The sequence below is a fragment of the Lysinibacillus sp. KCTC 33748 genome (assembly GCF_002237755.1).
Classification (GTDB): Bacteria; Bacillota; Bacilli; order Bacillales_A; family Planococcaceae; genus Lysinibacillus.
Genome location: NZ_MWSJ01000001.1, coordinates 350,019 through 369,981 on the forward strand (window position 1 = coordinate 350,019; position 19,963 = coordinate 369,981).

21 protein-coding genes are annotated in these 19,963 nt (G+C 37.8%); 14 read left to right on the forward strand and 7 right to left on the reverse strand.

Going from position 1 to position 19,963, the window contains the following annotated elements; translation table 11 throughout:
- The first annotated feature begins 49 nt into the window (after window positions 1-49).
- The 5 genes from yjbM (at window position 50) to B1B04_RS01535 (ending at window position 4,900) form a co-directional block, all read left to right on the forward strand.
- Window positions 50-721: a GTP diphosphokinase gene (gene yjbM / locus B1B04_RS01515; protein ID WP_049668156.1), complete on the forward strand. Its 672-nt coding sequence runs from the start codon at window positions 50-52 to the stop codon at window positions 719-721.
- Window positions 718-1,512, forward strand: a complete 795-nt coding sequence (locus B1B04_RS01520) for an NAD kinase (RefSeq protein ID WP_079559569.1) — start codon at window positions 718-720, stop codon at window positions 1,510-1,512. Before yjbM ends, B1B04_RS01520 begins: the two co-directional genes overlap by 4 nt.
- Window position 1,513: 1 nt before the next feature.
- The gene (locus B1B04_RS01525; RefSeq protein ID WP_303048844.1) at window positions 1,514-2,422 is read left to right on the forward strand and encodes an RluA family pseudouridine synthase; all 909 of its coding nucleotides are present in this window, start codon (window positions 1,514-1,516) and stop codon (window positions 2,420-2,422) included.
- Window positions 2,423-3,065: 643 nt separating this feature from the next.
- On the forward strand, window positions 3,066-4,442 hold the full coding sequence (gene mgtE, locus B1B04_RS01530) for a magnesium transporter (protein WP_079559571.1): 1,377 nt from the start codon (window positions 3,066-3,068) through the stop codon (window positions 4,440-4,442).
- Window positions 4,443-4,495: 53 nt separating this feature from the next.
- Window positions 4,496-4,900: a hypothetical protein gene (locus tag B1B04_RS01535; RefSeq protein WP_240518162.1), complete on the forward strand. Its 405-nt coding sequence runs from the start codon at window positions 4,496-4,498 to the stop codon at window positions 4,898-4,900.
- 66 nt (window positions 4,901-4,966) lie between these two features.
- On the opposite strand, the gene B1B04_RS01540 is transcribed toward B1B04_RS01535, so the two are convergent.
- Window positions 4,967-5,491, reverse strand: a complete 525-nt coding sequence (locus B1B04_RS01540) for a CotY/CotZ family spore coat protein (RefSeq protein ID WP_079559573.1) — start codon at window positions 5,489-5,491, stop codon at window positions 4,967-4,969.
- A 133-nt stretch (window positions 5,492-5,624) separates the two neighbouring features.
- Between B1B04_RS01540 and B1B04_RS01545 the strand changes: the two genes are divergently transcribed.
- The 6 genes from B1B04_RS01545 (at window position 5,625) to B1B04_RS01570 (ending at window position 8,694) form a co-directional block, all read left to right on the forward strand.
- Window positions 5,625-6,029, forward strand: a complete 405-nt coding sequence (locus B1B04_RS01545; protein ID WP_240518163.1) for a YhcN/YlaJ family sporulation lipoprotein — start codon at window positions 5,625-5,627, stop codon at window positions 6,027-6,029.
- Window positions 6,029-6,484, forward strand: coding sequence for a stage V sporulation protein AC (gene spoVAC / locus B1B04_RS01550; protein WP_079559574.1), 456 nt, complete (start codon window positions 6,029-6,031; stop codon window positions 6,482-6,484). The genes B1B04_RS01545 and spoVAC overlap by 1 nt, the downstream gene beginning before the upstream one ends.
- On the forward strand, window positions 6,478-7,473 hold the full coding sequence (locus B1B04_RS01555; protein WP_079559575.1) for a stage V sporulation protein AD: 996 nt from the start codon (window positions 6,478-6,480) through the stop codon (window positions 7,471-7,473). Before spoVAC ends, B1B04_RS01555 begins: the two co-directional genes overlap by 7 nt.
- 16 nt (window positions 7,474-7,489) lie before the next feature.
- Window positions 7,490-7,849 (forward strand): stage V sporulation protein AE, encoded by a 360-nt coding sequence (gene spoVAE, locus B1B04_RS01560; RefSeq protein ID WP_170938878.1) that lies wholly within the window; start codon window positions 7,490-7,492, stop codon window positions 7,847-7,849.
- A 65-nt stretch (window positions 7,850-7,914) separates the two neighbouring features.
- Window positions 7,915-8,091 (forward strand): YjcZ family sporulation protein, encoded by a 177-nt coding sequence (locus tag B1B04_RS26335; protein WP_079559577.1) that lies wholly within the window; start codon window positions 7,915-7,917, stop codon window positions 8,089-8,091.
- Between the two features lie 354 nt (window positions 8,092-8,445).
- Entirely contained in the window at window positions 8,446-8,694 is a 249-nt protein-coding gene (locus tag B1B04_RS01570) for a stage VI sporulation protein F (protein WP_079559578.1), read from the forward strand.
- A 130-nt stretch (window positions 8,695-8,824) separates the two neighbouring features.
- Here the strand turns inward: B1B04_RS01570 and B1B04_RS01575 are convergent, their stop codons facing one another.
- The 3 genes from B1B04_RS01575 to B1B04_RS01585 all read right to left on the reverse strand — a co-directional run bounded on the left by B1B04_RS01575 (window position 8,825) and on the right by B1B04_RS01585 (window position 10,573).
- Window positions 8,825-9,253 (reverse strand): GNAT family N-acetyltransferase, encoded by a 429-nt coding sequence (locus B1B04_RS01575; RefSeq protein ID WP_079559579.1) that lies wholly within the window; start codon window positions 9,251-9,253, stop codon window positions 8,825-8,827.
- Between the two features lie 3 nt (window positions 9,254-9,256).
- The gene (locus tag B1B04_RS01580; RefSeq protein ID WP_079559580.1) at window positions 9,257-9,772 is read right to left on the reverse strand and encodes a YjcG family protein; all 516 of its coding nucleotides are present in this window, start codon (window positions 9,770-9,772) and stop codon (window positions 9,257-9,259) included.
- A gap of 81 nt (window positions 9,773-9,853) precedes the next feature.
- A complete protein-coding gene (locus B1B04_RS01585) occupies window positions 9,854-10,573 on the reverse strand; it encodes an alpha/beta hydrolase (protein WP_079559581.1) in 720 nt (239 codons plus the stop codon).
- Between the two features lie 112 nt (window positions 10,574-10,685).
- On the opposite strand from B1B04_RS01585, the gene B1B04_RS01590 reads away from it, so the two are divergent.
- A complete protein-coding gene (locus B1B04_RS01590) occupies window positions 10,686-11,267 on the forward strand; it encodes a phosphatidylglycerophosphatase A family protein (protein WP_079559582.1) in 582 nt (193 codons plus the stop codon).
- Between the two features lie 607 nt (window positions 11,268-11,874).
- Here B1B04_RS01590 and B1B04_RS01595 read toward each other — a convergent pair.
- Genes B1B04_RS01595 through B1B04_RS01605 form a run of 3 tightly spaced genes read right to left on the reverse strand, consistent with a single transcriptional unit; the run spans window position 11,875 to window position 16,626 of the window.
- Window positions 11,875-13,668 (reverse strand): ABC transporter substrate-binding protein, encoded by a 1,794-nt coding sequence (locus tag B1B04_RS01595; RefSeq protein WP_079559583.1) that lies wholly within the window; start codon window positions 13,666-13,668, stop codon window positions 11,875-11,877.
- Between the two features lie 16 nt (window positions 13,669-13,684).
- A complete protein-coding gene (locus B1B04_RS01600) occupies window positions 13,685-15,181 on the reverse strand; it encodes an ABC transporter permease (protein ID WP_079559584.1) in 1,497 nt (498 codons plus the stop codon).
- A gap of 14 nt (window positions 15,182-15,195) precedes the next feature.
- Window positions 15,196-16,626 (reverse strand): ABC transporter permease, encoded by a 1,431-nt coding sequence (locus tag B1B04_RS01605; RefSeq protein ID WP_079559585.1) that lies wholly within the window; start codon window positions 16,624-16,626, stop codon window positions 15,196-15,198.
- Window positions 16,627-16,962: 336 nt separating this feature from the next.
- On the opposite strand from B1B04_RS01605, the gene B1B04_RS01610 reads away from it, so the two are divergent.
- Both B1B04_RS01610 and B1B04_RS01615 read left to right on the forward strand, forming a co-directional pair.
- The gene (locus B1B04_RS01610; RefSeq protein ID WP_079559586.1) at window positions 16,963-18,702 is read left to right on the forward strand and encodes an ABC transporter ATP-binding protein; all 1,740 of its coding nucleotides are present in this window, start codon (window positions 16,963-16,965) and stop codon (window positions 18,700-18,702) included.
- A 112-nt stretch (window positions 18,703-18,814) separates the two neighbouring features.
- The gene (locus B1B04_RS01615; RefSeq protein WP_079559587.1) at window positions 18,815-19,432 is read left to right on the forward strand and encodes a thermonuclease family protein; all 618 of its coding nucleotides are present in this window, start codon (window positions 18,815-18,817) and stop codon (window positions 19,430-19,432) included.
- Window positions 19,433-19,963: the final 531 nt, after the last annotated feature.

Sequence of the window (19,963 nt, forward strand, 5' to 3'; positions counted from 1 at the left end):
ACAGACGGTGTTGGTTTTGTTCGATACCGAATGTCGGGAGGTTTTTGCGATGGGGCAATGGGAAATATTTTTAAGTCCTTATAAACAAGCAGTAGATGAGTTAAAAGTAAAATTAAAGGGTATGCGTTCACAGTTTGGTATTGTTAATGCAAATTCACCAATTGAATTTGTGACAGGACGTGTAAAGCCTTTAGCAAGTATATATGATAAAACACTAGAAAAAGGACTTTCCTTTGAGCCTTCTAAACAGCTAGGTGACGAGCTAGGCGATATCGCAGGTTTACGTATTATGTGTCAATTTGTAGATGATATATCGACAGTTACAGAACTAATACGGCAACGTAAAGATATGCGTGTAGTGGAAGAGCGTGACTATATTACACATAATAAGCCAAGTGGCTACCGCTCATATCATATGATTGTGGAGTATCCTGTAGAGACGATACAGGGGAAAAAAGTGGTATTAGCTGAAATACAAATAAGAACACTAGCCATGAATTTTTGGGCATCTATTGAGCATTCTTTAAATTATAAATATAAAGGTATGTTCCCTGAGGAAATTAAAAATCGCCTTCAAAGTGCAGCAGAGGCCGCTTTCCGATTAGATGAGGAAATGTCGTCCATTCGTAGTGAGATACAAGAAGCGCAGGCTTATTTCAGTGAATATAAAGAAGCATCGAATCCTAATTTACTATCGGAGAAGGAGCGTGACTCAAAATGAAATTTTCCATTCAATCACGTAGAGATGCACAGTCGAACGAATTAATGGAGCTAGCCAGAACGTATTTGCAGGATTTTGGGTTAACTTATGATGAAGAGGCTCCTGAAATCGTAATCTCTATTGGGGGAGATGGCACTTTACTACATGCCTTTCATCGATATGCTCATTTGCTAGATCAGGTCGCCTTCGTAGGTATTCATACGGGACATTTAGGATTTTATGCCGATTGGAAGCCATCTGAATTAGAAAAGCTTGTTTTATCCATTGCGAAAAAGGACTTTAACGTTGTGGAATATCCTCTACTAGAGGTAAAGGTGGAGCATCATAATGCGGAATCCAATACGTATTTAGCGTTAAATGAAGCAACTGTGAAATCACCTGATGTCACGCTTGTAATGGATGTAGAATTAAATGGTAATCAGTTTGAACGTTTCCGTGGAGACGGACTATGTGTATCAACGCCTTCTGGTAGTACAGCTTATAATAAAGCCCTCGGTGGAGCAATTATTCATCCGACTTTAGCGGCACTCCAAATTACTGAGATAGCATCTATCAATAACCGTGTCTTCCGTACAGTTGGTTCACCACTCATATTACCAGCACACCATCATTGTGTTTTACGTCCAGTCAATGAACAAAACTTTAATATGACAGTTGATCATTTACAAGTCACGCAAGGTGATGTGAAGTCGATTGCATTTAATGTAGCAACTGAAAGAGTGCGTTTTGCACGTTTCCGTCCATTCCCATTCTGGGAACGAGTGCATGAATCATTCGTGGCCAATGAGTAAAATGGATACAAGATTTACACTGCATTTTATAGCGGAAAAGGAAGGCCAACTACTTAGGGAGGCCTTAGCTGAATGGCGCATCTCCAAGCGAGCTTTAACGGCTATTAAATTTGATGGAGGCTTACTGACAGTAAATGATGTCGAACGCAATGTTCGACATCCTCTTCACGTTGGCGATCGAGTTGAAGTTACATTCCCTCCTGAAGAAAAAAGTGAGGGGCTTGCTGTTGAACATGGTGAACTTTCTATTATTTACGAAGATGAAGCAATTTTAGTGCTTAATAAGCCAGCACATCAAAGTACGATTCCTTCGCGTGAGCATCCAACACATAGCGTAGCGAATCTAGTGTGTGGTCATTTTCAACAGCAAGGTTTAGCATCAACGGCTCATATCGTCACGAGACTTGACCGTGATACTTCTGGCTTGCTATGCATTGCCAAACATGCTCATATTCATCATTTAGCGGGACTTGCACAACGTAGCGGAGAAATTTCTCGACAATATGAAGCCATTGTACATGGACATGTGGCACGAGATGTACGATCAATTATTGCTCCTATTGGACGCAAGGAGACGAGCATTATTGAGCGTGAGGTGCGTGAGGACGGTCAATTTGCACATACAGATGTGACAATATTAAGGCACTTTTATTTACAGGGTGAACCGATGACACATATACAACTAAAGTTGCACACAGGGCGAACACATCAAATTCGTGTGCATATGGCCTATGTGGGACATCCACTTGTTGGAGATGAACTTTATGGTGGAAGTCGTGATCATATAAATAGACAAGCATTACATTGTGTGTCCTTAAAGATGCTTCATCCTTTGACAGGTGAGAGGTTACAATTTACAAGTAACGTAAATGAAGATATGCAGCAATTATTGATTGACTCTTTAGTTTGAAGTTTATTTCTTCAATCCTCTTTTATTCCCGAAGTGTGAAACCTATTACTGAATCATGTTATATATTTAAGGAGATGTTCGCACAAACGGGCATCTCTTTATCATTTTATAAGTTATCTTAAAAACATCGTAACAGAACAAAAAGCGATTTGTAGGGTATAGTAGAGTAGAGGATTTACCATAACGAGTGGTTGATTTCCGTTCCGACTGGGCGCTTTGCTGCTGCCGCTTCGCTTTCGCGGCAGCAGAGGGTTTTGATTGTGCGAAAGCGCAGCGACAGTAACAACAACAGCACCGATGTTGGTCACGAAGGCGTTATCACAGGATGTGATGCTTTTAGCCTCCGTCCTCTATCGCTGATCCCCAAGGAGTTGCCCAGTCGGAACGAAGATCAACTATTTATGGCATACGGTTAATAAATGTCATCTCCAACTTTTGGTGAGGAGCTAGTTTTTATTCAGTAAAGGTGAAAAACGGAAACTTTTATCTACAGATTTATCCAATTAGATTGCGGAGATGTTGTAGGATGCTATGTAGTAAAAAAAGGGTTTGCAGAAAAGGCATCATACGCTCTATTATATAAAAGGTAGATTTACGGAATTGCCCGTATTAATGATTTAATGCTCGGAAGGAGGGGACAAGCATGATAGAGGAAAGAAATGAAAGGGATGATGTGCAATTCGACGAGGCTCGTTTGCGAGAAATGCTCGAAGCACATGATATAAACGCATTCCGCGATGAGTTTTTAGAGCTTCATCCATATGATCAGGCAACGTTTTATGAGAAGGTGGAGCCTGATATACGAAAGACCATCTATTCGTTCTTGTCTCCGGCGGAAATGGCTGATATTTTTGAGGCAATCGAAATAGATGATGATGAATACACAGCGTATCTGGCTGAGATGGATCCTTCATATGGTGCAGAAATGCTTTCTCATATGTACGCAGATGATGCAGCAGACGTTTTAAATGAATTGGATACGGAACAACGTGAAAGCTATTTAGGCATGATGGATGAGGAAACAGCTGAAGAGATTAATGAGCTTTTAAGATATGACGAAGGCACAGCTGGTTCTATCATGACGACTGAATATGTAGCGATACCAGAAAATTCTACTGTTCGTTCAGCGATGGCGATTTTACGAAAAGAAGCACCGGATGCTGAAACCATTTATTATATTTTTGTCGTGGATGAAGCACATCGATTAACAGGTGTTATTTCGCTTCGTGATTTAATCATTGCGGATGAAGATACTCGTATACGCTCGATTATGAATGAACGTGTTGTGATGGTGCACGCGGGGGATGACCAAGAAGAGGTTGCCCAAATTATGAAGGACTATAACTTCTTAGCTACACCAGTTATTGACGATAAGGGTGAATTACTAGGGATTATTACAGTCGACGATATTATCGACGTTATTGATGAAGAAGCATCGGAGGATTACTCTAAATTAGCGGGTATTTCCGATATGGATAAATTTGATACAACCTCGTTCCAAGCGGCTAAAAAACGTTTACCATGGCTTGTCATATTATTATTTTTAGGGATGTTGACAGCAAATTTGATGGGACAGTTTGAGGCAACGTTAGAACAGGTAGCGTTACTCGCGGTGTTTATCCCTCTTATTTCAGGTACTTCTGGAAATAGTGGAACACAGGCATTAGCGGTAGCTATTCGAGGAATTGCAACAGGAGATGTTGAAGAACATAGCAAGTTAAAATTACTCCTACGTGAAGCAGGCACGGGTTTAATGTCTGGAATTGTTTGTGGGCTGATTGTGATCGGCATCGTCTATATTTGGAAACAAGAGCTTATTCTTGGAATGCTAGTAGGAGCAGCGCTGTGTGGTTCAATTTTAGTAGCAACACTTGCAGGTTCTTTCATTCCATTGCTTATGCATCGCATGAAAATTGATCCAGCTGTTGCATCAGGTCCATTTATTACAACATTAAATGATATTACAAGTATTTTAATTTACTTAGGTTTGGCGACAACATTCATAAGCAAAATAGGCTGAGAACCAATTTTCTTCCTTTCGCATATTGTATGAAAAAAAGGGAAGTGAGTAATGTGGGTCAAGAGCCACGCTTATTTATAAAGTCACCATCCTATTTTCTGAATATTTCTAAGGCACTACATGAACTTGATTTGGATGAAAGTACGTCAGTGTATCTAAAGGACGGCTATTTCAATGAACAGACAATTGAAGAAAAAGAAGAAGAAGTGGTTGAAGAATTACAAATAGATCCGTATTTACTAAAGCAACTTCAATTTTTAGAAAAGCCATTTCGGCAAAAAGCTTATCAACCGTTAGTCGTAAGTTTAAAGGATGGCCGAAATTTACGAGGTAGTGCGTCTAATGTAGAGACGGATTCATTGATGCTTACTTCTTTTGAATTAAAGACACAAGAAATTATTTATTTTGAGGACATAGAACAAGTATTATGGCGAGGTAAACAATTACCTACTTTATGAAAAAAGTGTACAGCAGAGGATGCTGTACACTTTTTTTTATGTGTAGTGTGTCAAAGGAGAAAAAGATTATTCACAAATCCCTAAGTCTACATCAGCAATACATTGTACAGCACAGAAGCACGATAAATCTACAGTGATACAGCTCTCAGTGGAATTCCAATCATCTACTTTGCATATTTTTTTCATGTTGACACAGCAGCCATCTCGACTTAATAGATCGACTGTACTTTCACTGGAGTCAAATGAACATAAAGGTTCTAAAACACGCAAGGTAGCGCAGCACTCATCAAACATATCTTCTACACGGAAAAATACGGATGTACATATACATGGATCTGCTGTTGGAGAACTGAAAAATGCTTTAAAAGGAGTACCATCTTTTGTAATTAACATAAATACACGTGTATCTGCATGAGAGCGTGCTGGACTTACGATGCCTCCCAGTGGTTCTAGGAAACAGTTAGCTGTACATGGTTGACATTCTTCTCTCACCGCTTGATTCTGAATGTCTAAAATAGCGCGTACTACGTCACAAACGCAGCCTGCTGAATGGATTGGTCCAATAGGATTTGTTGGCTTGCCACAACCCATATTGTCACCTCCTTTCCTTGTTACTACTTCTACAATATGTACTTAAGAAAAATGGACTCGGGCCTTTGTATATATAGTTAAATGAATAGTTTTTTTATGGTTGGAGAAACTTTAAAGAAAAGGAGGGTAAAACTTGAAGCTATTAGGAATGATGTTACCTCTATTAGTCAGTTTATCGCTTTTAAGTGGGTGCGGTGAAAAAGAAAAATTTATTGTCTACGGTTCACCGGAAAATGAAAAAGAAGTTGAATCCATATTAAAAGAGCAGAAATATGTAGACAAAACAACGGTTATCCAATACGACAATAGTATGCTTGTAGCAGTGCAAATTAAACCATGGGATAAATGGAAAAAGGCTAAATTAGAGAAAAAGTTGCAAAAGAAATTTGATGAAAAATATCCAAATAAAAAGGTTTTTGTCTCAACCGATTATAAAATATTTTATGAAGCCAATAAAATAAAAAGGGATCAAGTTGAAGATAATAAACTGAAAGATAAAATTAACGAATTGAAAAAGCTAGCAAAGGAGAAAGCATAGTGGAAAAAGAACAATACCATCAATTAGAACAGAATGTCACGCCGAAACCGCCTTATTTTAAAAATGTTGCAAAGGCATTTTTTGTAGGTGGACTTATTTGTACAATCGGACAGGCCGTTTCACTTTTTTATATCATTTTCTTTAATTTTACTGAAGAGACAGCTGGAAATCCAACAGTTGCAACAATGGTGTTCTTTGCCATGATTTTAACAGGTTTTGGCTTATATAAGAAGATTGGTCAATTTGCTGGAGCTGGATCAGCTGTGCCTGTTACGGGGTTTGGTAATGCTGTTATTTCTGCTGCCATCGAGCACAGATCTGAAGGATTAGTACTTGGTGTTGGTGGGAATATATTCAAATTAGCTGGGTCCGTTGTATTATTTGGTGTTGTCTCCGCTTTTTTTGTTGGACTTATTAAATACATTCTCGTAACGCTAGGAGTGGTTTCATGGTAATTATCTTTCAATCGAAGCCATCCATAATAGCAGCAGGTGTAGTCGCAGGTCCACTAGAGAAACGAAGTATATTTAGTCAACACTTTGATGCGACCTATGATGATGAACGTTGGCAAATGAAAACAAATGAACAAGGTCATCGAAAAATGGTGGAAGAGGCCTGTGAATTTGCCATGAAAAAAGCGGGCGTAAAAAATAAGGACATTGATTACTTTATGGGCGGCGATTTAGTAAATCAAATGACACCGACCAATTTTGCAGCTAGAGACTTAGAAATTCCTTTTATTGGACTCTTCTCAGCATGTGCTACCTCTATATCTTCAGTAATCGTTGCGAGCCTTTTAACTGAGGCAGGTGCCGCAAACTTTTCGCTCGCTGGTGCATCCAGCCAACACAATGCGGTTGAGCGACAATTCCGTTATCCAATCGATTATGGTTCACAAAAGCCCCAAACTGCTCAATGGACGGTAACGGCTGCTGGATATGCTCTAATTGGTAAACATCAAGAGGAATACCCTTCTATTGAAGCAGCAACTGTTGGAAAATCAGTTGATTATGGTATGGATGATCCATTTCACATGGGTGCAGCGATGGCACCAGCCGCTTTTCAGACGATTCAATCACATTTAGAGCAACGTAATCAAAAAATTTACCACTATGATTTAATTTTAACAGGTGATTTGGGTCAACTTGGCTTAAAACTTTTAAAAGGCATGTTTGTTGAAAATGGCATCAAAAGTGAGGATTTAAAACCTTTACGTGATGCAGGTGCCGAGTTTTATGGACAGGATGAGGCATTTCAATCCGGTGCAAGTGGTGCAGGTTGTTCAGCAGCTGTTTTTTTTAGTTATGTAATTCAACAGATGCGAGCAGGTACTTATAAACGAGTTCTTCTTGTAGCGACAGGAGCATTACTGTCTCCGCTTACTTTTCAACAGGGCGAGACGATTCCATGTACGGCACACGCGATTGAAATTACAATGAAATGAGGTAAAAGCTATGGTAATGACATTTGTATTTGCATTTATTGTAGGTGGCATTATTTGTGCCATCGGTCAATTACTAATGGATGTTGGAAAATTAACGCCAGGACATACATTGAGTACTCTAGTCGTAATTGGTGCAATTCTAGACGGAATGGGCTTGTATGAGCCTCTCATTAATTTTGCAGGTGCTGGTGCAACAGTTCCTATTACGTCCTTTGGAAATTCTTTAACGCATGGTGCGCTTGCTGAGGCAGAAAGGCATGGGCTTGTAGGCGTGTTGACTGGGATGTTTGAAGTAACCAGCTCAGGAATCAGTGCTGCCATTGTCTTTGGCTTTATCGGAGCATTACTTTTTAAACCAAAAGGAAATGTTGACTAGACGAATACCCCACCCATTTTTACAACCAAAACATATTATAGGTTGTAGAAGGGAGGGGTATTTTTATGGGATATCAAGGCTGGGGCTCGTATGGAGGGCACTCTGATGGTTGCTACGGAGGAGATTACGGCGGATATTATGGCTGCGGATATTATGGCTATGGACATGGTCAGAGTTCAACGTTTGTTCTAATCGTTGTTCTATTCATTCTCCTAATCATTGTTGGTGCTACTATCATTTAATTTCTTTCAGCATATGTCTTTAGTACCGAAAGGGTAGCGACAGGTACAGAAGTCTTCTGAGATGAAGGGGATTTAAGCTGCTTTTCAGTGAGTGTCCAAATACCTGCTGAAAGAAGTTAAGCCTCCGGCGGATGCCATGGAATCGGAAAGGAGTTCTTTGTGCAGGCACAAAGCCGATTCCTGACGCAATTATGCCGAGGCATAATTGATATGTGACAGTCGATAAGAGGCTTTAGCTTTTCTTCAGAGTGCTTTATTATCTGAATAAAGTTTAAAGCCTTCACTATTTTTTGAATGTTTTGTGCATAAAATATGAATGGAAATAAATTAATTTTAACTGATAGGAGGGGGAACATGAATCGCGGGTTTTTTAATTCAATTGAACAAAAAACTGGGGTATCGATGGATGAGATCTTCGCATTAGCAAATGCAATCCAACATGCTGATTTTACAAGTGAAAAACAAGTAAGAAAAATCGTACGACGCGTAAGTAAGGTGTCCAATAGACAAATTACGCAAGAGCTTGAAGATAAGTTAGTTCAATCTATTATTCAAGATGGTGCTTCACTAGACTTCGATAAAATTACTAAAATGATGAAATAATTTGATATTTAAAAGGTTGGTTAAATGGACTTTCATTTATAAATCAACCTTTAAAGTTTTGTAGAAAAAATAAAAAAGGTGTTACGATATGCCGTAGCATTTTCGTAACACCGATTTGAGGTGAAAGAAATTAAATCGTTTTTTCCATAGCACGATGTGGGATACCAGCATCCATAAATTCGGGAGATGTTACCGCATAGCCAAGCTTTTCATAAAAAGGAATAGCATAACTTTGTGCGTGGAGTTTTAGTTTTTTCTTATTTATTGAAATAGCGTACTTTTCCATTTCTTTCATAATTAAAGCACCTAGTTTTTTGCCTCGCTGATCTTGTAAAATACAGACACGTTCAATTTTTGCAGCATCGTCCACGATATTACGTAAACGTGCAGCACCTACAGGATCATTGTCTTCGTACATAATAAAATGTGTTGCGGATGCATCCTCAGCATCACATTCTAAATGCAGCGGCACACCTTGTTCTTCAACAAAAACCTGTTTGCGAACTGCGAACGCATCCTCGTGCTCTTTTGCTGTTTCCACAATCTTAACGTTGTACAAGGATTACTCAGCTCCTGACAATCGGAATGTTTCATATGTTGTCCATGAGCCATCTTCCAATTGGTATAAAAGATGAATACGATCAATTGTATCTTTTTCGTCAACGCCTGTCATACGTAATTGCCCAAAGATGTCATCATGCTCGGAATCCGTCATTTTTTGAGCAATCGTGATATGTGGTACAAATACATGTTTTGACTCACCAAAAGGTACTTTTTCTTCAAGTGCTTGGTGGAATGCTGTTAATTGTTCAGTTGGTTCAATGCGGAAATAAATCGCATTTGTTGTAGGGAAAAATGAACTTATGCGTAATGCATGAACGTTTAAAGGTGCATAGTTGGCAACAAGTTCATCTAATTGCTTAATAATAGATTGAATATCATCATCTGTCGCATCAAAGCTGTCCTTTAATGTAATATGCGGAGTAATTTTCGCATAATGAGGATCGTATCGTTTGCGATACGTATTCGCTAAATCTTGCAATTTTTTTGATGGAAATGCCACAATACCGTACTTCATAGGCCATTACCTCCCGAAAGTAAACAATTTTTTATTTAAGTATAACAGAAATTTCCGATTTCGTAATTTGATTCGCCTATATTAATTGAAATTTTCAATTAATGCGCGACGTAGATCAGGTTTCCAATATTTCCATGTATGATTGCCATTAAACTCTTCATAGAATAAAGAAAATCCTTTGTCTAACATGAGATTATGAAGCTGACGATTTGGTGTTAAAAAATCTTTAATGGTTTTATCCATTGTGACAACTTTATCTTCTTCTTTTCCAACAATATGGTAAATAGAGATTGAGCCTGGATCTTTAAAATTCTCTACAGCTTGCAAAACATTTTCATCAACATACGGTGATTGTAAAATAACCTTGCCAAAAATACTTGGATATTTTAATGCGGCCATTAAAGATGCGGTAGCAGCCATTGAGTCACCAATGACTCCACGACCCATTCCCATTTGATAGGTTGCATATTCAGTGTCTAAATAGGGCACAAGCTCGTGTGCTAAAAAACGAAGATATGCTTCATGTTGCTCTCCACTTGGAATATATTTAACACGTCGATCCTTTATGTCCTTATAAGGAACGAATGCAATGATTAAATTTTCGATTTCATAGTCATCGATAAGTTCATCAGCAAGTTTTGTAATACCTCCAAGCTGGAAATAATCTTTGCCGTCTGATGCAATTAAAATATTATATTTATATAGTGGAGAATAATTTGCAGGAACATAAATATAGAGCAATAATTCCTCCTGTAAAGCTTCACTATAGAACTTTAAATCTTGTACAGTTCCCTTATCCACTGATGACACTCCTTCTCATGTTTGTATCGAAATTGTACCATATAGCTAAAGTAAAGGTATAATAGGTTGGGCTAGCACTATTCTAGCAATCAAATCGAAGTGAGGGATAGTTATGCATGATAAAAGTACTCGCATACACTCTGAAGAAGTAGCGAAGGCAGCTCAAGCTGCACTCATTCGTCGTGGTGTATCGCTAGAGGATATTGCTAAAATCGTTTATGAAATGCAAAAATCCTATAATGAAGGTTTAACATTAGACCACTGTATTCATTCTGTCGAGCGTGTATTACGTAAGCGTGAAGTTCAACATGCTTTATTAGTAGGGATTGAATTAGATGAACTTGCAGAGAAAAAGTTATTGTCGGCACCGTTACAGCAAATTATTGAATCCGATGAGGGGTTATTTGGTGTGGATGAAACAATCGCACTTGGATCTGTTTTTACATACGGTAGCATAGCGGTAACAACTTTCGGTCACTTAGATAAGCAAAAAATCGGTATTATTAAGAAGTTGGACACAGAACCTGGACATCATGTAAATACGTTTTTAGATGATTTAGTTGGCAGTATTGCTGCTTCTGCCGCATCACGTATTGCCCATCGTATGCGTGATTTGGAGGAAGAGGGCGAGACCTTTGCAGATATTGAGCCCGAAGATCTAGGACCAAAACCAAAATCACATCATGAAATTTAAAAGAGTATTAATAAAGATAACAGAGCCTTCTCCAATAATATGAGGAGGCTCTGTTTACGTTGTAAATAAAATAGGGCTTTTTGGCAAAGCGAGGGGTTGATTTCCGTTCCGACTGAGCGCTTTCCTGGGGGCGTTCCAATGAGCCGCTTTTGGTGCTGCCGCTACGTTAGCACTACGCTTTCGCACAGAAAACATCCGCTACGCTGCAGGGTCTCGGGCCAACAGATGTCTTTTGCGCGAAAGCGTGAGTGCAACGTAGCGGCAGCAGAGGGTTTTGGTTTTGTTTGTGCGAAAGCGCAGCGACAGCAACAGCACGATGTTGGTCACGAAGGCGTTATCACAGGACGTGATGCTTTTAGCCTTCGTTCCTCTATATCGCTGATCCCCGAGGAGTCGCTCAGTCTCCACTCCAATCAACCACTTCACTCATCATGTACCTTATGACGCGTCCAATTTTAAAGTGATAAGTGATAAATAAAACGGGAATTACAAGACAACATTCAGAAAAATTTCTTAACCATTTTTTAACAATACGAACAGAGCCTCCTCGATAATTTGAGGAGGCTCTGCCTATTTAGTGTCTATGAATTGTTTTGTATACCGATAATTAATCGTTATAGGCTTTTAAATATTCTTTTACCTTTTTACTGTCTGCTTCAAGCTTCAATCCAGTATTAATGAGTGGTGAAACAGTGGATACAGCAGGTTTTTTATTGCCTTGATAATAGCTAATAAATTCATCTTGATTTATAGAGTAAAGAATTGCTTTACGTAGGTCTACTGAAACTGAAACAGGGCGACCAGATGTATTCATTTGTAGGTATGATACGGCATTACTATCAGCAGTATTTAACGTTAGTTTCGTATCAGATTTTACAATGTCTAGCTTTGTTTCTGGTACTGACTGAAGTACATGAATCTCACCATTACGTAATGCTGATAATGCACTATCGTTATCAGCGATAAAACGAACATTAATTTTTGCGATCTTCGGTTCATATTCACTACCTACACGGTAGGCAGGATTTTTCACAAATTGTGCTTCATAATCATTTTTCTTTATAAGAATGTAAGGACCACTAGCGTAAAGATGGTTGTTGTATGTTGCTGTGCCTTCCGTCACCGTAGCTTGGTCACCATAGGCAATATCCTTGTCTGGATTATAGGCTGCTACATCATATGTGTTAATGCTTGTTACTTGTTTTTCAGAAACGATACCACCAGATTGGTGTGCTAAATAATTTAACACTTGTGGGAATGGTGTTGGTGTTGTAATTTTAACGACTTGGTATGCTCCAGCTGCATTATTCACAGTCCCTTTGTCTTTTGCTAATTGCGTTACAGAAGCAGGGAGGTTTTGGGATAATGCATCTAATACAGACTGATCAGAGCCTGCAATTTTTTTCTTTTGTAATTCAGCTAAGTCAGAAACGATTTCGACTGTTTCGATATTTTCATGAAGACTATATGTGCGATGGTCTGGAACTGACTTTGAATCTTTTGCACGATTTAATGAGAATACAACGTCTTCTGCTGAAACCAATTCACCTGTATCAACGGCAGTACCATCTTTTACAGCAGCGAAGTTAAGATCATCACGTAAAATGAAATAATATTCTTGGTTCCCTTCAGCAATAGCATGATTATAAGATAATGAACCATCAGAAATGACTTCATCTGTATCTGTTAAGTTTACAAGTCGTACATACATATTCGTATTTAATGTATTAATAGAACCGTCATTCCCTTTAATAGGATCAAGAGATGTTAACGAATCTATTGTTTGATGTAAAATCAACGGTTCAGTTGCATTTTTGGATGAATCATTGAATTCGATATTTTCCCATACTTGCGCACGGGATTTTGGTAGATGTACAGTTTTTGGGTTTACTAATTCAGAGTAAATGCCTTGATATTTATTTGAAATATATAACGGAGCAATATAAGCTTGATCGAATACTAAAAGCTGTTCTAATTCTTTATATTTTGCAGCGGCTGCATCACCTGTCAACGTACTCGCTTCCTCGATGAGCGCATCTAAACTTGAATCAGATACAATACTATAGTCACCGCCCGTTTTAAACAAACCACGAACAGCATAATCAGGGTTTCCTGTTACTGTTGTCCAGCTAGAAAGAGCTAAATCATAATTGCCAGCATCTTTTTGTGCTGAAAATGAACCATAATCAGGTTGAATATTTAGTTTAACTTCAAAGCCATTTTTAACTAGTTGATCTCGAACAATATTCATATCTTCCTCAGAAGCGGCCATCCCTAATACTTCAACTGTCTTTTTACCTTTCTCTTTTGAATCTTTACTACCTTCTACTTCAGTTTTTGTCTGTACACAGCCTGCTAATGCTAAGACGGCAATGAATAAGAATACAAGTAATCTTTTCATGTAAGAACCTCCATTATTAATTTGATTTTGGATCTAAAGCATCTCGTAACCCATCTCCTAAAAAGTTAAAGGAGAGAACGAGAAGCATAATACAAAGGCCTGGGAAAATAGCGACATAGGAATGTGTTTCCAGGTACGTACTACCGACTTTTAGGATATTGCCCCATTCAGGAATGTGTGGCTCAATGCCAAGCCCTAAAAAACTTAAACTACTTGTTGAAATCACAGCACCACCAATAGTTAATGTTGCTTTGACAATCATCGGTGCTAACGAGTTAGGGACAATATGTTTAAAAATGATTGCAGCATCAGATGCTCCTAAAGCTCTGGCTGATTCTACGAATTCGAAATTAGAGAGCTGCATTACATTAGCGCGCATAGTACGAGCATAAGTTGGAATGGCTCCAACACTTAGTGCGATAATTAAATTCATAGTATTGGCACCAAACGCTGCGATAATAGCAATAGCTAGTAGAATTCCAGGAATGGCATATAAAATATCAAGACTTCGCATGATGATGTTGTCAGTCGCTTTCCCGTAATAACCAGAAAATGCTCCAAGGGTTCCGCCGATTAATGCAGGTATAATTGTTGAGAAAAATCCGACAATAAGCGATATTTGTGCACCGAAAACAATGCGAGAAAATAGGTCACGCCCGTAATTATCGGTGCCTAGCGGATATTCTAACGAAGGTGTTTGTAATAATGCCCCATAGTTATTTTCAATAGCGAAGTCATAGTCAAATGTCCAAGAGCTTGTTACGGACAAAGAAAACATTAGCACTATGAAAAATAATCCGAAGACGGCCATCGTATTGCGTAAAATCTTTTCCCAAATTCTTTGCCATTTTTCAATTGTAGAGGGATTCGCCTTTCGAGCTTTTTGAATAAGGCTATACCCTAGCAATGTGGCAAATAGATTGCCAGTCAATGAAGCAATAAGCAACAAAATACCAGGTAACAGCATCCATTTTGGCGCAGCCTCGGAAGTCACAAATTTTGTACATAGCATTAACATCACGATATAAAAGATTGCAAGGAGTAAGAAAAGACCCATTGCAAGTAAATAAGTATCTGTGACGTACGGTTTAAATAAGTTCAGTGCTGAAATACCGATAATAAAAAGCTGAGTGATCAAAGCATAAGCAGCAAAAGTATATTCAGCTGTCTTACTTCTTGAAATAAGTAAAAAAGCAAAAGATGTAGAAAAAATATTACCTGAAACAATTGTTAATAACAGTGGATAACCAAGTAATCGAGTGCTTTTTCGTATGTCACTATAGCTTGCTAAATCCTGTTTAATGCGTAAAGTCAGGAAACCAACATAAGCTGTGATAATTGCATAAATGACAAAAAAGATTAAGACGATTGGTCGCCAACTTTGAGTAGAAAAATTATAGCTATATGCTAGAAACAATAAAGAAAATAGCAAGGAAAAGACAAGTGTAAAATGTGAATTGACATATTCCTGTGTTATCTTCAAAAGTAGTTTGACATGTAAGCTGTTTTTCACGGGTGATCCCCCCTTTAAGACTTCTTCATTTTCGAGCGAATGCGTGGATCGAAAAAGGCATACATAATATCGATGAATAAATTTACGATCGAAATTGTAATAGCAATATAGACGACCCCACCGAGGATAGCTGGAATGTCCGGAATAAACTGCTTATCAACAATATAGCTACCGATACCACTAATATTGAAAACTTTTTCTGTAACAGATGCCCCACCTAACATTCCACCAAAGAGAAGTCCAATCACTGTAATTATAGGAATCATGGCATTGCGAATAGCATGCTTTGAAATCACCTTAAATTCATTCAAGCCTTTAGCTCTCGCTGTAATAATGTAGTCCTCATGTATCACCTCAAGCATACTGGATCTGGTCATACGGGCAATGGAAGCCGTAATGGATGTCCCTAAGACAATAATTGGCATTATTAAAGAAAGCCAGTTTTGAGGATTATATGTAGCTGGGAACCATTGCAGCTTTAAGGCAAATGTTAAAATAAATAGTAAGCCTTGCCAAAAGCTGGGGATGGATAATCCAATCAAGGCGATGAACATAAATGTATAATCCAAATATGAATTTGGACGAACAGCGGAAATAATGCCGACCGGAATAGCAATAGCGATAGCCATTAATAGTGATAGGATGGCTATTTCAAGTGTGACAGGAAACTTGTTTACAATGCTATGTGTAATAGTTTCTTTCCCTGCAAAGGAAGTACCTAAATCAAATGTGAAGAGACCAGATAGTGCATTCCATAATTGAGATAAATACGGCTGATCCAAACCATGAATATGATTAAAGTTAGCAATTTGCTCAGGCGTTGCCGCAACACCAAGTAAGTTTCTCGCTGGATCGAATGGCGATAAATACAAAATTGTAAACACTAGTGTCGCGACACCTACAATAACAATGAAACTCTGTAGTATTCGTTCAATGATAAATTGTAGAAATGGATTCGCACACAATAGAAGGACTACATAAAATAAAACAGCTGGTAAAAAAGTAAGAGCAACGAAGTTTTTATTTTTAAGTTGCTGACTAAAAAATTGTAAATAGGATGGATCTTCTAAACCATCCTTCAATAAATCTTGCTCTACTAACTGCTGTATTTTTGAATCTGCTAATTTCGAAGCAGTTTTTTGTAATTGTTTTTCTGACACAAATTCATGAAAGAACTTAGCTTTGGCTAATTCTTGCTCAGCAAATTTAAATTGCCATTGTGCGAACAAACCCTTTTCTTTGTAATACTGACTTCGTAGCTCAAAAGCTTGGCGGTATTGATTTGAATGTTTTCTTTTCCGATAAGATAAGTATGTAAAAGGGTGTACTAAAATACTTAAAAGAAAGAGTAGCACATTGTAAGGCTTATGGTGCATGAGCTTTTGATAAACTGAAAAAAAGAATACATGTTCCTTAGTTGTAGAATGATCTTTTGAAATAACCATGCATTTCCTCCAGACGTAAATAAAATAATAGATTCTAAAGTGAGGACAAAACAGCATCAACATACGCGTTGTAGCCGACTCATTTTTGTAAGGCCCTATTGAACAGATTGCAGGATGAAAGATTCAGCTTCTTTCAGTAGAAAGAAGTTAAAGCCTCCGGCGGATGTCACGGAAATCGGAAAGGAGTTCTTTGTGCAAGCACAAAGCCGATTCCGGACGCAATTATGCCGAGGCATAATTGATTATAATTATATTGTATAATTCCTATCAGTATTGTAAAGTATGGATTATACAAATAATTAAGTCAATCACAAAATTTACAAAAGGATGGATTGAATGAGTGAAAAGCTTCTAGAAATAAGCGATCTTCGTGTATCTTTTATTACGGGAGAAACAGAATTTGAAGCCGTTAAAGGCGTTGATTTTCATTTAAATAAAGGTGAAACACTCGGAATTGTAGGAGAGTCAGGTAGTGGGAAAAGTGTAACGGCTCGTTCAATTATGCGTCTATTACCATCACCACCTTCATTTCTAAAGTCAGGAAATATTTTGTTTAAAGGACAAGAGATTACTTCATTGAGCGAAAAACAAATGGAGACAATCCGCGGACAAGATATTAGTATGATTTTTCAAGATCCAATGACATCTACAAATCCAACTATTCGTATTGGAGAGCAAGTAGCTGAAAGTTTAATAAAGCATCAGTCAATGTCCAAAGCTGAGGCCTATAAGCAAACAATAGAGTTATTAAAGCTTGTAGGGATTCGAAATGCAGAGGAACGATATAAACAATATCCGCATGAGTTTTCAGGAGGAATGCGCCAACGTGTTATGATTGCCATGGCACTTGCCTGTCAACCATCTTTACTAATTGCAGATGAACCGACTACAGCCCTTGATGTAACTATTCAAGCGCAAATCCTAAAATTAATGCGAGACATGCAAAAAAAGATGGGTACCTCAATCATATTAATTACCCATGATTTAGGTGTTGTTGCTGGCATGTGTGATCGAATTATTGTTATGAAGGAAGGGGAGATTGTTGAGCAAGGTACAACAGAGGAAATCTTTGAAAATGCTCAACATCCTTATACTAAAAAACTATTGAATGCATTACCAAAGCTCCATGAGAAAAAGCAGCCTAAGCAAATTACGAATGTACAGCTCGAAATAGATAAAAATAAACCATTAATCGAAGTGACACATCTTTCAAAGGAGTTCACATTAGGGCATGGTCAAATGGTAAAGGCTGTCAACGATTTATCATTTCATATATATCCAGGGGAAACGTTAGGTTTGGTAGGTGAATCGGGCTCAGGAAAATCTACGACAGGTCGAACAATTTTACAGCTTCATCAGCCTACGAATGGAGAAGTTTTATATCAAGGTGTACCAATTACAAGACTAACGAAAAAGCAGCTTAAAGCAATGCGGCGTCATATGCAAATTATTTTCCAAGATCCATATTCCTCGTTGAATCCTCGAAAAAAAATAGTAGATATTATTGGGGAAGCTCTAGATATTCATAAACTCGTTAAAACGAATGAAGAGCGTCATCAGCGTGTGGAGGAATTACTTGAACTTGTAGGCTTAAACAAAGAACATGCAATGCGTTATCCGCATGAATTTTCAGGTGGACAACGCCAACGTATTGGTATCGCAAGAGCATTAGCAGTGGAGCCAAATTTTATCGTTTGTGATGAACCACTTTCAGCCCTTGATGTTTCTATTCAAAAGCAGATTGTAGACTTGTTAAAGGATTTACAGCAGCGCCTAGGATTGACATACTTATTTATTGCTCATGATTTGTCTATGGTTAAACATATTAGCGATCGTGTAGCAGTCATGTATGGAGGGAAGATTGTAGAACTTGCAGAAAGTGAGGAGCTGTACACCAATCCAAAGCATCCGTATACACAAGCTCTATTACACTCAATACCAATTCCAGATCCTGCGATCGAAAAGAAAAAATATATGGATACCGAGCACAAAGACAAACAAACACACTATGAAATAGAAAATAGTCAGCTTGTTGAAGTTTCTCCAAACCATTGGGTTGCTGTTGCAACTACATAGCTTGAATGTAGTAGCCTGATATTTTACAATAGAAACATCGTGAAACTTTTAAGGATTCTTTTAGAAGCTTCCTTAAAATGTAATAAAGATGAAGTTGTGAGGGAACTACTACATGAAAATGCAAGATATAAAAACGTTAATTACGAGTGGTACAATCATTATTGCAGTTGCATTGTATATGATTTTTGGCAGATCACCAGCCCAGGAGAAGGATACAACATCAACTAACCAAGATAGTACTATTTCTATTGAACAGGTTGAAGAAAAAACAGGAAATAAGCGCTTTGATGTAGATTATATTAAAGCATATGATGGTGATACGATTCAGACGACAATAAATGGCAAGAAACAAAAAATTCGCCTATTGATGGTAGATACACCAGAAATGAATTATAACAAGGGTGAAGCACAGCCTTATGCTGAAGAGGCAAGGGACTATACGATTAAATTGCTACAAAACGCCAAAAAGATTGAAGCGGTTTACGATGTTGGACCAGAAACAGATCATTATGATCGTTTATTAGCCTATGTCTTTATTGATGATGTAATGCTACAGGAATCCTTACTAAAAGAAGGACTTGCAGCAGTGCGCTTTATCCATAAACCAAACAATACGTTTGAGGATGAATTTAGAGACATTCAGCAAGCTGCAGAAAATGAAAAATTAAATATTTGGTCACGTGAAAATTACTTCCAAAAAGATGGCTTCCATCCTGAAGTATTAAAATAATGGTTAACAAACAAGGGACTGTCCCAAAAGGCTATGAAAAATGCCTTTTGAGGACAGTCCTTTCTCTAATATAAAGAGGTGAAAATAAAGTGAAGCTTGTAGAGTTTGTCAACAGGCTTTACTTTTATTTTTGGTTAAAAAGCTGAATAAATGGATTTTATCTTTACTTCAACTAAATTCTACTTACAACAAAAGCAAAGAACGTTATTAATAATATGAATAAATTAACATCTATATATTTCCGTTAAACTGCAGATGAGAACAGTGATAATATATATTGGATGTCTTTGGAGATATATCAAATTTTTATAATTACGCAGTAAAAAGTTATGTTTACGATGATAACGGATACCCACTCTCAATGATATAAAGGAGTACCTTAACAGTACCTCTCAAACTATCGTGATGATGTGCTAGGCGTGAAAGATGAAAATGGCAGCTTATTGCATCTTACACATATGACGCATGCGTAACATTTTAACGACCAGATATCATGATTAACGGCTATAAATATGCCTACAAAGAGGTGCT